The sequence below is a fragment of the Pacificibacter sp. genome, from assembly GCF_039769035.1.
Lineage (GTDB): Bacteria > Pseudomonadota > Alphaproteobacteria > Rhodobacterales > Rhodobacteraceae > Celeribacter.
The window spans coordinates 1-13,994 of record NZ_JBDMZG010000092.1 but is presented as its reverse complement, the minus strand read 5'-3'; the positions used below and the strand labels follow the sequence as shown (position 1 = coordinate 13,994).

The window sequence follows — 13,994 nt, the reverse complement described above, 5'->3', positions numbered from 1 at the left end:
CTCCGTCACTGGATTATTAAGTTCTCATGGCTTACCTATGCCAAGCAATAGCGTCAAGGAAACCAAAGCATATGTCCGACCAATCGCCGTTTAATAAAGAAGAAATGCCCTTTAATGACCTGCCTGCTGCAGTGGTCGCGCTTGCTTTGCTGATTGGCGGGATTGAAATGCTGTTTCAAATCGGGTCCTACGGCATCATTGGCGGACCTGAAGCGGTGGGCTGGCGTATTACGGCGATCGAAAACTATGGATTCTTCGATCCTGTATTTGACGCGATGTTCAGTCGCAATTCTTGGCCGCTTGAGCACGTGATCCGCTTCTTGAGTTATTCCATGATCCACGTGTCGATGGTGCAAGCGTTGATGGCAGTGGTTTTTGTCTTGGCGCTTGGAAAGATGGTGGCGGAACTATTTGGCAATGTAGCCTTCATCGCCATTTTCGCGCTCGCGGCCTTGGCTGGATCGGTTGCATACGGATTGTTCTTGGATTCCAGCGTTCCATTGTTGGGCGCTTATCCTGGTGCCTATGGTTTGATTGGGGCTTACACATTCATCTTGTGGCTTGGTCTCGGTGCGGTGAAAGAAAACAAGATGCGTGCCTTTACGCTCATTGGGTTCTTGCTGGGGATCCAGTTGATTTGGGGCATCATTTTTGGCGGCAACCCAACATGGGTCGCTGACGTGTCTGGCTTTGTTGTCGGATTTGCCATGTCACCCCTTTTGGTGCCAGGCGCATTCCCTCGCATTCTGGAAAAGCTGCGCAAACGCTAAAACCGGCGCGCGCGCGGGGATTATCCGCCGCGCTTCACCGAAGACTTAATGTCGCGCAAATTCAATGCGCCAATCGCTTGGCCCGCGCCAAAATACACGACCACACCAAGACCGATCAAGATGAGCGTCGCCAACAAACGCGACACGTCAAAGACGGGGGCAAGCGCGATTTGCGCGCCCCATAGCACCGCCCCCATTGTGATCGCTGCGGCCAAAATGCGTGGCGCACGGGTGCGCAGCTGAGCATCGGTTTTCACGTCGTCCCCCATCGATTGCTTGCCCATCCACAACAAGGCAACCATGCCCCATGCGGCCAAAGAGGTGGCGACAGCTGCGGCCAAGTAACCAATCCAGAACGACAACCCAACGGCCACAACCGCGTTGATAACCATAGAGTACAGAGCGAACCGAAACGGCGTTTTGGTGTCTTCCCGTGCAAAATAAAGCGGCTGAAGCACCTTTTGAATCACAAAGGCCGGCAGGCCCAAACCGTAGATCGCCACAGCTAAAGCCGTTGCTTTTGCGTCTTCAGGCGTAAAGGCTCCGCGCTGGAACAACACGCCGATCAATGCCTCGGGCATGACGATCAATGCCACTGCGGCAGGAATTGTGAGCAGCAAGGCAAATTCAAACGCGCGGTTGTACGCATGACGCGCGCCCGCGCTATCCTTTGCGGCCAAACGGCGGGACAGATCGGGCAACAGCACAACGCCAATGGCAATCGCAACCACGCCAAGCGGCAACTGATACAGACGATCCGCAAGATTAAGATATTGCAAAGCGCCCTCTTCGGAAAAGGATGCGACCTGTCGACCGATCAGCAAATTGATCTGCACGACACCGCCTGCCAAAGCGGCAGGGCCTGCCAAAATCAGCAGCTTTTTCATTTCAGGCGTCAGGCGCGGTAGGCGGGGTCTGATCGAAAACCCAGCTTTATGCGCGGCGATCCAGACAATGCTCAGCTGCGCGGCACCTGCAACAGGCACAGCCCAGACCAACGCGCTGGCCACGTCAAACCCCATGAAATGCGCGCCAACCATGGCAAGCGACAGGATCACATTGAGCATGACAGGGGCCGCGGCCGCGGCCGCAAAGCGACCTGTGGCATTCAATATGCCTGAAAAAAGCGCGCCCAGAGAGATGAACAGCACATAAGGAAAGGTGATACGCCCATAGTGGATGGCCAAATCAAAGCGACTGTCGCCGATAAATCCAGCCGCCATGGCCGAGACCATAACGGGCATGAAAATCATCGACAGCAGCGTAAAGGCCACCAAAATACCCGCCAAAGCCGACAGCGTGTCTTCAGCAAAGCCACGCGCGTCGTCGCCAGCTTCGACCTTTTTGGAAAACATCGGCACAAAGGCGACGTTGAGCGTGCCTTCGGCGAAAAACCTGCGAAACATGTTGGGCAATGAAAACGCCACAACAAAGGCTTCCGCCGCAGGGCCAGCACCCAGATAGGCCGCGATCAGCGCGTCACGCACAAACCCAAGCACACGGCTCATCAATGTCCAGCCGCCCACGGTCAAAAAACCACGCATCAGCCGGATCGGTTTCATGCGTCACTCGCGCGCTTTGCGCCCTGTTCCATCGCTTCGCGTAGCTTCTTCTCAAGCGAGGCGCGTTTGCTGGCGGAGTGGATTTTCATCCCAAACATGTCTTTGACGTAGAAAACATCCACGACCTGCGCGCCGTATGTGGCGATCTGTGCGGTCGCAATCGAGATGTGATTGGACGCCATCGCGCGGGTCAAATCGTGCAAAAGGCCGGGTCTGTCGCGGGTGTCCACTTCGATGATGGTGAAAATTTCTGACCCTTCGTTGTCAAAAATGATCGATGTTGGAACCTTGAACTTGCTTTCACGTTTCTTGATTTTGTCGCGTGAAACCAAGGCGTCACGCGCGACAACTTCGCCCATGAGGGTCTTGGTGATCATCTGTTGTAGACGGGGCAGACGGGCTTTCTCGTAAGGGTGCCCATCGGCATCTTGTATCCAAAACGCGGCAGTCGCATAGCCGTCTTTGGTGGTATAAGTGCGCGCGTCAACGACGTTGGCACCCACAAGCGCAAGCGCGCCCGCCAAGCGTGAGAAAATACCGGGATGGTCTGGCATGGCAAAGCATGCGCGGGTCGCATCGCGGTCATCGTCCAGCTTAAGGTCGATCTTGATCTCGTCGTTTTTGATGTCCTTAAGCAGCTTCGCCAAAACGATATGCACAGACGTTGGAAGACCTTGCCAATAGGGGCCGTAGTGACGCGCCACTTCGGCACGGCGCTCGGCAAGCGGCCAGTCTTTGAGCGCTTCGCGCAGCGCTTTTTTGGCGTCGCTTTCGCGGGTCTCGCGATTGACCGCTTCAAGACCATGTTCCATCGCGTTAGCAGTTTGCGCATGCAAATTGCGCAGCAACACGGCTTTCCAATTGTTCCACACATTTGGCCCAACACCGCGAATGTCGCACACTGTCAAAACTGTCAGCAGATCAAGACGCTCACGTGTTTTCACAGCCTTTGCAAAGTCACGCACCGTGCGCGGGTCTGAAATATCGCGCTTTTGCGCAATGTCAGACATCAACAAATGGTAGCGCACCAGCCATTCAACGGTTTCACATTCGGCAGGCTTGAGCCCCAAGCGCGGGGCCACTTTGCGGGCAATCTGCGCGCCGATGATGGAGTGATCTTCTTTGCGGCCCTTGCCGATATCATGCAGCAACATGGCCACGTAGAGCACCTTGCGGTTTACGCCACGTTTGAGAATGCCAGAGGCCACAGGTAGCTCTTCGATCAACTCTTCGCGTTCGATTTGCGCAAGATTGGACACAACTTGGATCGTGTGCTCATCCACAGTGTAGCTGTGATACATGTTGAATTGCATCATCGCGACGATGTTTTGAAACTCAGGAATGAACGTGCCAAGCACACCCAATTCGTTCATGCGGCGCAGGCCACGTTCGGGGTTGCCGTGTTTGAGCAAAATGTCGAGGAACATCTTTTGCGCATCAGGGCGAGCGCGGAATTCGGCATCGATCAAATCGAGGTTCGCCGAGATCAGCCGCATCACATCGGGGTGGATAAGGTGCCCCGTGCGCAGGCCTTCCTCAAAAATCCGCAGGATATTGAGTTTATCTGCCAAGAACGTCTTTGGATCGTCGATGTTCAAGCGGCCACGATGCACGTAAAAACCAGCAACGGTTTTGCGCTTGCGTTTGAACAGGCGTTGCAAGGCAGGTTCCGATTTGACGTGTTGTTCTTCGAGGGCCGTCAAAAAGATCCGTGTCAGTTCACCAACACGCGTGGCGTGCAAAAAGTAGAACTGCATGAAGTGTTCAACGGCGCGGCGCCCTGTGTGGTCAATAAAGCCCAAACGTTCCGCCACTTCGACCTGCAAATCAAACGTCAGTTGATCCATCGGGCGTTTCGCAATGAGGTGCAACTGGTTGCGCACGGCATGCAAAAACGTCTCGGCTTCGTCAAATTGATTAAATTCTTCGGGGGTGAAGACGCCTTTTTTCACCAGATCGGCAGTGTCGCTGACCTCATGCACATATTTCGCGATCCAAAACAGCGACTGCAAATCGCGCAGACCGCCTTTGCCTTCTTTGACATTCGGCTCAACAACGTAGCGTTGGCCACCTTGTTTGGTGTGGCGTTCGGCGCGCTCAAGCAATTTGGCTTCGGTGAATTCGCGGGCCGTGTTGTGGAACAACTCTTCATGCAAACGCGTGCGCAGCTCGTGCGCCAAGTCTTGATTGCCCGCCAAAAAGCGCAGCTCAAGCATCGCTGTGCGGATGGTGTAATCTTCTTTGCCCAAGCGCAAACAGTCGCGGATCGTGCGCGATGAATGCCCCACTTTGAGATGCAAATCCCAAAACATGTAGAGCATGCTCTCAATGACGCTTTCGATCTGGCCCGTGATTTTTTGCGGCGCAAGAAACAACAGATCAACATCAGAGTACGGCGACATTTCTGCACGCCCGTATCCACCCACCGCCATGACAGCGATTTGCTCGCCCTCGTCGGGATTTGGGTTTGGGTGCAGTTTGGTTTTCGATACGAACAGAACCGACGTGACAAGACAGTCGGTCAACCACGCATAGGCATGGGTCGCCGGTCTCGCATTGCGCGGGGCCTGCATGATGGCATCTTCGATGGTGCTGCGACCTTGGGCATTGGCCTCCGTCAAAATCTTGACGGTGGCAGTACGCACAGCGGCGGCGTCAGAGGCCGCGCTTAAAGCGGTCTCAAGCGCGGCTTCAACGGCTGCTGTGTCGAAAATCGCCGAGGGGGCGCAGATGATGCTGTCCGGTGGTGCCGGAACAAACGAGGCTAGGGTTGGCTTAGAAGCCAGCGCCGCCGAAGGCTCTTGGTGCGGGGTCAATCTCAACTACCTGATTATCTTGAATGGTTGCGACAGCAAGGCCGCGTTGGTTTGTACCATCGCTGTTCAGGCGGAAGATACCGTTAACGCCAACAAACCCAGAGCCGCGTGTGAGCGCCTGAGCCGTAAGCGCTTGTGAGTCACCAGACTGCACCAAAGCACCGATTGCTGCGATGCCGTCATATGCGTAGCCCGCCAAAGCATGGGGGGCTTGGCCGTAAGACGCCGCATAGCGAGACGAGAAGTTCTGCGCGAGAGCTTGGTCTGGAATGGCGAACCAGCTGCCCTGAAGGCCTGGAAGAGACAAGGCCGAGGATGGCACGTTCAAACGCTGCAAGCCAATGTACTGTGGTGCGGGGGACTCGATGCCAGCTTCTGGCAACATTTGCGCGAACAATGGCATAGCGCCATCATTGCCTGAGGTGAAAAAGATCGCATCAGCACCTGTTGAACGCACTGTGCTTGCGATTGGTTGAACCGAATTGAAAACGTCTTCTTGGCTCAACTCAAAGCTCTGCTCAGCGGCCAAAGAAGCGCCATTGCGCGCGATTGCGCCTTTGATTGCCATGGCCCCAGCGGTTTCTGCTGGGCTTAGCGCATTGACGATCATGATGCGTTGTTTGCCCTGCGTGGCGGCAAAGCGCACGAGGCGATCTGCGGTGTTGTCAAATGTTGACCCCAAAACAAAAACGTTGTCGCCGGCAATGGCTGTGTTGTTTGAAAAGGACAAAACATTCACACCAGCATCTTTTACCGACAAACCTGCAAGCTTTGCTGATCCACCGTAAACAGGACCCAAAATGATCTTGGCACCTTCGGAAACCGCGCGCGCTGCAGCGACTTGAGCCCCCTCAGCTTGACCTTGGGTTGGGTACACACGCAGATCAATTTGCACACCATTCAAATCGGCCATCGCCATGCGGGCCGCATTTTCAATGGATTGGGCCATGCCATTATCGGCCTCTTGCGCTGATTCGTACGGAACCAAAAGCGCCACAGGAACGGGTTTGCTTGTGTTGATGCTCGGTCCACCGAAGCCACCTGTTGCTGGGAACATGCTAGGATCACAGGCAGCAAGAGCCAACAGAGATAAAACGGCGGTCGCGCGCGTGATTGACTTGCGGGCAGTGCTCAGAACGGCGAACATAAGGGAACCTCACTCCTGTCGGTGACAGCTAATAGGGAAACATTTTCTTGGCCGCAGACTAAGCGACCTGACCCAAATAGTAAACGCCGCAAAGACTTGGAAATCCCTTGGACTTCGAGATAAAGCATCTTCCCGCCGGTTTGCATTTTGTTGCAACACCCATTGGCAATTCACGCGACATCACGTTGCGCGCCCTTGATACATTGGCATCCGCCGACATTCTGGCTGCCGAAGACACCCGTACCCTGCGCCGTCTTATGGATATGCATGGTGTGCCTTTGGGGACACGTAAGATGATTTCTTACCATGACCAAAACGGCGCGAAAGTGCGTCCGCGTTTGCTGTCGCTGATGGCCGAAGGCAAATCTGTCGCTTATGCGTCTGAGGCTGGCACGCCTCTTGTTGCCGATCCGGGATTCGTTCTGAGCCGCGAAGCTTTGGCAGCTGGGCTGTTTGTGACCTCTGCACCGGGCCCGTCCGCAATGATCGCGGCCCTCACCATCGCAGGCTTGCCGTCAGACCGGTTCTTATTTGCTGGGTTCCCGCCATCTTCGGCTGGCGCGCGCAAAACGTTTTTCACCGAATTCGGAACGGTGCAGGCAACGCTGGGGTTTTATGAAAGCCCCAACCGCATTTACAAAACACTAACTGAATTGTGCGAAGTTTATGGCGAGACGCGCAAAGTTGCGATCTGCCGTGAAATCACCAAAAAATTCGAAGAGGTGATCAGCGGCACTTTGGGTGAGCTGTGCGAAAGCCTGAAAGATCGCGCTTTCAAAGGCGAGATTGTGTTGCTGGTGGCGCGCGCAGAGGCGGTCGACGCCAGCCCCGAAGATTTGGATGCGGCTTTGGATGCGGCGTTGGCGACGATGACAGTCAAAGATGCTGCGGCGACAGTCGCTAAGGCGCTGGGCATGCAAAAGCGTCAGGTTTATCAACAAGCGCTTGAGCGATCAAAGGCGCTAAAATCGCAATAGGATGGTTGGATATGCCTCGGCAAACTTTGCAGATACAAAAGGATCGGCAAAGGGCGCGCGGAGCACTGGCCTATATGTCTGGGGTGCGCGCAGAACAGGCCGTATCCGCAGACTATATCGCGCGCCAGTACAGGCTTTGCGAAACACGCTGGCGGGGCCGCGCAGGAGAGATCGACCTGATCTTTGAAAAACATGGTGCCTATGTCTTTGTTGAAGTGAAATCCTCCAAAACGCATGCCCGCGCGGCCGAAAGCCTGTCGGCCCGTCAGTTCAAGCGGATTTGCGACAGCGCCACCGACTATATCGCCCAGACCCCGCGTGGGTTTTTGACAGATATGCGGATCGATGTGGCCTTGGTCGATGAACGTGGGCAAATCGACATTCTTGAAAACGCCTCAATCTAGGGTTTTTGGCCTCCTTCACAGCCCTTGTGCACTGCTAACCATTGAATGACGGCGCGTGCTGGTCCATCTAGGAAGAAAGTTCCTATTAGGAGACAAGCCTTGTCCTTGAAAGTCGCCATTCAGATGGACCCGATCGGTCCCATCGATATCACCGCAGACAGCACCTTCCGTATCATGATCGAAGCGCAAGCGCGCGGGCATGAGTTGTTTTACTACACGCCTGACAAACTTGCGTTCCAAGAGGGCAAAGTGACTGCTCGCGGTTGGCCTGTGACGGTGCAAATGGTCGAAGGCGACCATTACACCTTGGGGGATGAGACCGAGGTGGACCTGTCGACTTACGATGTGGTCTGGCTGCGCCAAGACCCGCCGTTTGACATGGGTTACATCACCACAACGCATCTGCTCGATATGATTGCTGATACCACCTTGGTGGTGAACGACCCGTTCTGGGTGCGCAACTATCCTGAAAAACTGCTTGTTCTCAACTTCCCAGATTTGACGCCTCCGACCACTATTGCGCGCGATCTGGACACCATCAAAGCGTTCAAAGCCAAGCACGGCGACGTGATTTTGAAGCCACTTTACGGCAACGGCGGCGCGGGCGTGTTCCGTCTTGGGCCAGACGACAAAAACTTGTCGTCCTTGCATGAGCTGTTCACGGGCATCAACCGCGAGCCGTTGATTGTACAAAAGTTCCTGCCAGATGTGTCCAATGGCGACAAACGCGTGATCTTGGTCGATGGTGAGCCTGTCGGAGCCATCAACCGCGTGCCGCAAAAAGGCGAAACACGGTCGAATATGCACGTTGGCGGACGGCCCGAGAAAATCGGCCTAAGTGCGCGCGATTTGGAAATCTGTGCCGCCATCGGCCCGCTTTTGCGTGAAAAAGGCCAAATCTTTGTCGGCATCGATGTGATTGGTGATTACCTGACCGAGATCAACGTGACCTCGCCAACAGGCATTCAAGAGCTCGAACGCTTTGATGGCACCAACACGGCTGAAAAGCTTTGGGAAGCAATTGAGGCAAAAAGGTCCGCATAAATGCTGTTTCGTCGCCGCGATGTTTTGAACTTTTGGCTCCGCACTGTCGAGAAAAAGAAACTCGCGTGGCTGCCAACAGTGCAAGTCCAGCGACAGAACTTTGAATTGCAAGCCTTGGGGTTCCCGCGCGAGCGGGGCCTCAAAGACGAAACGATCATGCTTGGCGGCGTTTATTGTCGCAAGCTTTCGCCCAAAAATCCACGTGGTACGCTTTTGTATCTGCATGGCGGTGCCTACATCATGGGTTCGCCCGCGACACATTGTGCGATTGCAGGGACGATCGCGGCGAAAACCAATCTCGAAGTCATTTTGCCTGATTACCGCCTTGCGCCCGAGCATCCGTTTCCTGCCGCCTTTGAAGATGCCTTGTCTGTGGCCGAAGCGCTTGAACCTGTGTCTGATCAACTGGTGATTGGCGGCGACAGTGCAGGGGGCGGGCTGACGTTGGCGGTGCTATCGCATCTGTGCGAAACCGATGCGCAACCGCTTGCGGCCTTTGCGTTTTCGCCTTGGACAGACTTGAGTTTCAAGGGCAGCACGCTAAGTACAAATGCACAAACGGATGCGATTTTGCCGGTCGAGCGCATCTATGAAGTTCGCAAACACTACCTGCATCATGCCGATCCACATGACCATCGTGCATCGCCGCTGTTTGCGCCGTTCAAGAACGCGCCGCCTGTGTTTATGCAATGGAGCGATAGCGAAATTTTGGCGGACGACGGGCGCCGGATGGCGGAACATTTACGCGCCGAAGGTGGCGTCGTGCAGGCCAAAGAATGGAATGATCTACCGCATGTTTGGCAGCTGTTTCATGATCGTTTAAATGAGGCGGATGCAGCACTTAAAGAGCTCTATGAGTTTATCGACGCTCAGTTCAAAGTCCCTGAAACCACGCGGTAGCTTAGAGCTTCGGCAACATGCGGGCGACGCACAGTGTCGCTATGGTCAAGGTCGGCAATGGTGCGCGCCACTTTCAGAACTCGGTGATAACCCCGCGCCGAAAGCCCGAGTTTTTCTGCGGCTTTGATCAACAGGTCTTTGCCTTCTGTATCTGGGGTCGCAACGTCGTCCAGCAATTGACCTTCAAGTTCCGAATTCGTCAGCATGCCCGTCCCTTTGAGGCGCGACATTTGAACATCGCGCGCGGCTGCGACCCGCGCAGCGACCGTGGCCGAACTGTCGCCTGAGGGCGGCAAATCCAGATCTGTGAATTCCACAGGGGGCACTTCAAAGCGCAAATCAAATCGGTCAAGCAAAGGCCCAGAAATGCGTCCCAAATAGTCAGAACCACATAAGGGCACTTTGGAGCAGGCCCGTTCTGGGTCGGGCAAATACCCACATTTACAAGGGTTCGCTGCGGCGACCAGCATAAAGCGCGCAGGATATTTAATATGGGCATTGGCGCGCGCCACCATGATTTCGCCGCTTTCGACAGGTTGGCGCAGACTTTCTAGGACATTGCGCGGAAACTCTGGGAATTCGTCCATAAACAGCACGCCATTGTGGGACAGCGACACCTCACCCGGTTGCGCGCCGCGACCGCCGCCGACGATAGCCGCCATCGAGGCCGTATGATGCGGTTCGCGAAAAGGACGCGCGCGGCTGATACCGCCTTCATCCAAAAGGCCTGACAAGGAATGAATGATCGAGGTTTCCAGCGCTTCCGTCGGTGTGAGCGCGGGCAGTATTGAAGGCAGGCGCGTGGCCAACATCGATTTTCCCGATCCCGGTGTGCCGACCATAAACATGTGGTGATGACCGGCTGCCGCGATTTCCAGTGCGCGCTTGGCCTTTTCTTGACCTTTGACATCGCGCAGGCACTTCGTGTGTTTCGGCATGGCCACTTCGCCAGGATCGGCTTGGATGAGCGGCGTTGTTCCTGTCAGGTGTTTGATCAGCTGGGACAAATCCGTTGCCCCAAACACCGGCGTAGCCCCGACCCACGCGGCTTCAGCAGCGCAGGCGGCGGGGCATAGAAGATCACAACCCAGTTCAGCCGCCTTGAGCGCAGCTGGCAGTGCGCCATTGACCGCGACCAAGGAGCTGTCCAATGACAGTTCGCCCAAGGATAAACACTGTTCGATGCGTTCTTCGGGGATGACACCCGTGGCGGAGAGAATTGCCAAGACGATCGGCAAATCAAAATGCGACCCTGCTTTTGGAAGATCCGCAGGAGACATGTTGATAACGACTTTTCGCGAAGGCAATGAAATTTGCAGCGCCGCAAGCGTTGCGCGCACCCGTTCGCGGGCTTCTGACACGGCTTTGTCCGGCAGGCCGACGATGGTGAAGTTGGGCAAGCCCGGTGTTAGGGCGCATTGCACCTCAACGCGACGTGCCTCGACCCCTTCAAATGCGACGGTGAATGTCCGCGCGACCATTCTGAACTCCTGTTAACCAATATAAATTGCGTAGCGCGTTTACGGTTAGCAAATGATTAACAGGAGGCCATTTTCGAGTAGGTTAGTCGGCCGCTGGCCAAGGTTTCGGGTCCATGCCCAAATCATAGGGGAACGGATCATAGGTTACCGCAATGCCCTCAGCGCGCCACGCTTTGAAGGCTGGATCGCTCAGATGTTTGCTAACATAGCTGGCCAACCGGTCTGAGACCGGCAAGCCATACCCTGCAATCCGTGCCGCGACAGGGGCGTAAAACGCATCAGCGGCAGAGTAATCGCCAAACAGCCAACCGTCCGCGCCGTCACCCGAAAATCTATCAAAGGCGTGGCCAAGCATCTCTTCAAGGCGATTGATGTCCGCGGCGAGTGCGTCAGAAATGGCGAAATCTTGCACTTGCTTGAACAACTGCATCGGGCAGTCGTTGCGCAGAGTGGAAAACCCTGCGTGCATTTCGGCGACAAGCCAGCGGGCATAAATACGCGCTTGGGCGTCTTGAGGCCAAAGGCCTGCCTCTGGGTGGCGTTCTGCCAAAGTTTCGACAATCGCGATGCTTTCGCCGATGATCCAGCCTTCAGGGGTGCGCACTGTCGGCACAAAGCGCGCAGGGGCGAGTTTGGCCATTTCTTGTTTCATGGTGCCGCTGTAGAGGCCCAGCATCGTGACATTCACGTCGATGTTGAATTTTTCGAACAACAGCCAGCCGCGCAATGACCAGCTTGAAAAGCCTTTGTCGCCAATAAATAAATCGTAAGTCATAAGTTTTCTCCTGCAAGTTGCAGGCAGCGTAGCGGACTAAGATATATCGGAAAAGCCAGTATTCTTCATCAAGCGCATCACATAACTTGATTGATGAAATGGGCGTCCCATTTTGGATTTTCAGGCGTGTCGCGCGAAATCGCGGTCACTGAAAAATTGTCAATCTTATGCCCAAAGGCCTCATAAGCCGTGCAGCCCAAGGCGCGTTGCACCACCGCAAGGATCACGCCCATATGCGCCACCACGATTGCGTCGCCTGACAGAGCGTCGATCCCTGCATGGACCCGATTGTAAAAATCGTTCCAGCTTTCGCCGCCGGGTGGAGCGTGATGACCGGGCGCTTCGAACACGCGGCGCGCGAGTGGGGCATCAAGGCTCTGAATTTGGATCCAAGACAGGTTTTCCCAGTCGCCAAAATGGGTTTCACGCAACCGTGGATCATGCGCAAGTCGAGGGCGGTTGCCTTGAATTGCATCAGCAGTTTTCACGGCGCGGTCCAATGTGGATGACACAACGGGAACCTCTGGCAGGGCCTTGTCCAATCGCGCAATTGCGGCTGTATCGGACAAATCCGCAGGCAAATCTGTCCACCCGACAAAGCTTTTAGCGTGCGTCGGCCCATGGCGGACCAGCCACAGACGGCTCATGATGTTGCTCCACTGGAAAGCGTGTCAGGCAATGCGCCCTTGAGCGCGAAAGGCAAGCCAGCCATCACGCCAATCACACAATCTGCATGTTCGGCCAATCGGCGGTTGAGGCGCCCTTGTGCGACGCGAAACTCCCGCGCCAGTTTGTTCTCGGGGACAATGCCTTGCCCCACTTCATTCGACACAATCACAACGGGGCTGGCGCAGCTTGACAGTGCTATGAGCAACGCGTCAGTGCGCGCGCTGATGTCGTGTTCGGCCAAAAGATGATTGGTCAGCCAAAGCGTCGCGCAGTCCAGCAAAACCACATGATCGGGGGCGCAGTTATCGAGCACTTCGGCGGCATCAAAGGGTGCTTCGATTGTGGTCCAATCAGCGCCTCTGTCGATACGATGTTGTTTTATTTTCGCGCGCATTTCGTCGTCAAAAGCTTGCGCTGTGGCGATGTAAATACGGGGTAAGTCGCTGCCAAAACACAATTTTTCTGCCACGTCGGACTTGCCAGAGGATGCGCCGCCCAAGACCAAAGTGATGTCTTTTTTCATATTCATGACTCTTTTTGTCATCCAAACCCGTTGCCCCTGCGTATCACTTGTAACACAGCTCCGCAAACATGCGATGGTCAATCAATTAAAGGACAAATTAACATGGGACGCCTCGATACATCCTACGATTCAGTTTTTGCCCGCCGGTCGATGAAGGCTGAAATGTTGGACGCTGAAACCGAATATGCTTTGGCGGTGGCGTGGCGTGATCAACGTGACGAAGCGGCGTTGCACCGGTTGATTTCGGCTTACATGCGGTTGGCGATTTCTCAAGCGGCCAAGTTCAAGCGTTACGGCGCGCCGATGCCGGATTTGATCCAAGAGGCGGCCGTGGGCCTGATGAAGGCGGCTGAAAAGTTCGACCCTGATCATGGGGTGCGCTTTTCCACCTATGCGATTTGGTGGATCAAAGCGTCGGTGCAAGATCACGTGATGCGCAATTGGTCTTTGGTGCGCACCGGATCAACATCTGCGCAAAAATCATTGTTCTTCAATATGCGCCGTGTTCAAGCGCGCTTTGAACGCGAAGCCTTGGCCCAAGGTGCACCAATCGAACATGCGGATTTGATGCGTAAGATTGCCACCGAACTTGGAGTGCCGCTGCGCGACGTTGAGACCATGGATGGCCGTTTGTCAGGATCAGATTTTTCGCTGAACGCGACCCAATCCAGCGATGAAGAGGGCCGTGAGTGGATCGATACCTTGGCCGATGAAAGCGCCACGACCACTGAGATTGTCGAAGACAACTATGATCAAGCGCAGCTTAAGTTATGGGTGAATGAGGCGCTGAATACCTTGAGCGAACGCGAACGCTTTATTCTAAAGGCGCGCAAGTTGGCAGAAGAACCACGCACTTTGGAAAGTCTTGGTGCTGAATTGAAGCTGTCCAAAGAGCGGGTGCGTCAGGTTGAAGTGGCGGCCTTTGG

General features: G+C 55.1%; 13 protein-coding genes. 6 read left to right on the top strand and 7 right to left on the bottom strand.

Features of this window, described 5'->3' with window-relative positions:
• The first annotated feature begins 71 nt into the window (after positions 1 to 71).
• A complete protein-coding gene (locus ABF287_RS08630) occupies positions 72 to 770 on the top strand; it encodes a rhomboid family intramembrane serine protease (RefSeq protein ID WP_347184606.1) in 699 nt (232 codons plus the stop codon).
• 20 nt (positions 771 to 790) lie between these two features.
• On the opposite strand, the gene murJ is transcribed toward ABF287_RS08630, so the two are convergent.
• Genes murJ through ABF287_RS08615 form a run of 3 tightly spaced genes read right to left on the bottom strand, consistent with a single transcriptional unit; the run spans position 791 to position 6,295 of the window.
• Positions 791 to 2,332, bottom strand: a complete 1,542-nt coding sequence (murJ, locus tag ABF287_RS08625) for a murein biosynthesis integral membrane protein MurJ (protein WP_347184605.1) — start codon at positions 2,330 to 2,332, stop codon at positions 791 to 793.
• Entirely contained in the window at positions 2,329 to 5,148 is a 2,820-nt protein-coding gene (locus ABF287_RS08620; RefSeq protein WP_347184604.1) for a [protein-PII] uridylyltransferase, read from the bottom strand. The genes murJ and ABF287_RS08620 overlap by 4 nt, the downstream gene beginning before the upstream one ends.
• Positions 5,108 to 6,295 carry a penicillin-binding protein activator gene (locus tag ABF287_RS08615; RefSeq protein WP_347184603.1) on the bottom strand — a complete coding sequence of 396 codons (1,188 nt, stop codon included), beginning with the start codon at positions 6,293 to 6,295 and terminating at the stop codon, positions 5,108 to 5,110. Before ABF287_RS08615 ends, ABF287_RS08620 begins: the two co-directional genes overlap by 41 nt.
• Before the next feature lie 107 nt (positions 6,296 to 6,402).
• Between ABF287_RS08615 and rsmI the strand changes: the two genes are divergently transcribed.
• From rsmI to ABF287_RS08595, 4 genes are all read left to right on the top strand, one after another.
• Positions 6,403 to 7,272 carry a 16S rRNA (cytidine(1402)-2'-O)-methyltransferase gene (gene rsmI, locus ABF287_RS08610; RefSeq protein ID WP_347184602.1) on the top strand — a complete coding sequence of 290 codons (870 nt, stop codon included), beginning with the start codon at positions 6,403 to 6,405 and terminating at the stop codon, positions 7,270 to 7,272.
• Positions 7,273 to 7,283: 11 nt separating this feature from the next.
• Entirely contained in the window at positions 7,284 to 7,676 is a 393-nt protein-coding gene (locus tag ABF287_RS08605; RefSeq protein ID WP_347184601.1) for a YraN family protein, read from the top strand.
• A gap of 105 nt (positions 7,677 to 7,781) precedes the next feature.
• A complete protein-coding gene (gene gshB / locus ABF287_RS08600) occupies positions 7,782 to 8,720 on the top strand; it encodes a glutathione synthase (RefSeq protein ID WP_347184634.1) in 939 nt (312 codons plus the stop codon).
• Positions 8,721 to 9,620, top strand: coding sequence for an alpha/beta hydrolase (locus ABF287_RS08595; RefSeq protein WP_347184600.1), 900 nt, complete (start codon positions 8,721 to 8,723; stop codon positions 9,618 to 9,620).
• On the opposite strand, the gene ABF287_RS08590 is transcribed toward ABF287_RS08595, so the two are convergent.
• From ABF287_RS08590 to cobU, 4 genes are all read right to left on the bottom strand, one after another.
• A complete protein-coding gene (locus ABF287_RS08590; RefSeq protein ID WP_347184599.1) occupies positions 9,590 to 11,101 on the bottom strand; it encodes a YifB family Mg chelatase-like AAA ATPase in 1,512 nt (503 codons plus the stop codon). The genes ABF287_RS08595 and ABF287_RS08590 overlap by 31 nt on opposite strands.
• A gap of 82 nt (positions 11,102 to 11,183) precedes the next feature.
• On the bottom strand, positions 11,184 to 11,876 hold the full coding sequence (locus ABF287_RS08585) for a glutathione S-transferase (RefSeq protein ID WP_347184598.1): 693 nt from the start codon (positions 11,874 to 11,876) through the stop codon (positions 11,184 to 11,186).
• A 77-nt stretch (positions 11,877 to 11,953) separates the two neighbouring features.
• Entirely contained in the window at positions 11,954 to 12,523 is a 570-nt protein-coding gene (locus ABF287_RS08580) for a histidine phosphatase family protein (RefSeq protein WP_347184597.1), read from the bottom strand.
• A complete protein-coding gene (gene cobU / locus ABF287_RS08575; protein ID WP_347184596.1) occupies positions 12,520 to 13,074 on the bottom strand; it encodes a bifunctional adenosylcobinamide kinase/adenosylcobinamide-phosphate guanylyltransferase in 555 nt (184 codons plus the stop codon). The genes ABF287_RS08580 and cobU overlap by 4 nt, the downstream gene beginning before the upstream one ends.
• Before the next feature lie 96 nt (positions 13,075 to 13,170).
• Here cobU and ABF287_RS08570 point away from each other — a divergent pair.
• The coding region (locus tag ABF287_RS08570; RefSeq protein WP_347184595.1) for an RNA polymerase factor sigma-32 at positions 13,171 to 13,994 on the top strand (824 nt) is incomplete at its 3' end.

Coding starts and splice junctions, on each gene's coding strand:
- ABF287_RS08630 (WP_347184606.1), top strand. CDS start 72: ATGTCCGACCAATCGCCGTTTAATAAAGAAGAAATGCCCTTTAATGAC.
- murJ (WP_347184605.1), bottom strand. CDS start 2,332: ATGAAACCGATCCGGCTGATGCGTGGTTTTTTGACCGTGGGCGGCTGG.
- ABF287_RS08615 (WP_347184603.1), bottom strand. CDS start 6,295: ATGTTCGCCGTTCTGAGCACTGCCCGCAAGTCAATCACGCGCGCGACC.
- ABF287_RS08605 (WP_347184601.1), top strand. CDS start 7,284: ATGCCTCGGCAAACTTTGCAGATACAAAAGGATCGGCAAAGGGCGCGC.
- ABF287_RS08595 (WP_347184600.1), top strand. CDS start 8,721: ATGCTGTTTCGTCGCCGCGATGTTTTGAACTTTTGGCTCCGCACTGTC.
- ABF287_RS08590 (WP_347184599.1), bottom strand. CDS start 11,101: ATGGTCGCGCGGACATTCACCGTCGCATTTGAAGGGGTCGAGGCACGT.
- ABF287_RS08585 (WP_347184598.1), bottom strand. CDS start 11,876: ATGACTTACGATTTATTTATTGGCGACAAAGGCTTTTCAAGCTGGTCA.
- ABF287_RS08580 (WP_347184597.1), bottom strand. CDS start 12,523: ATGAGCCGTCTGTGGCTGGTCCGCCATGGGCCGACGCACGCTAAAAGC.
- cobU (WP_347184596.1), bottom strand. CDS start 13,074: ATGAATATGAAAAAAGACATCACTTTGGTCTTGGGCGGCGCATCCTCT.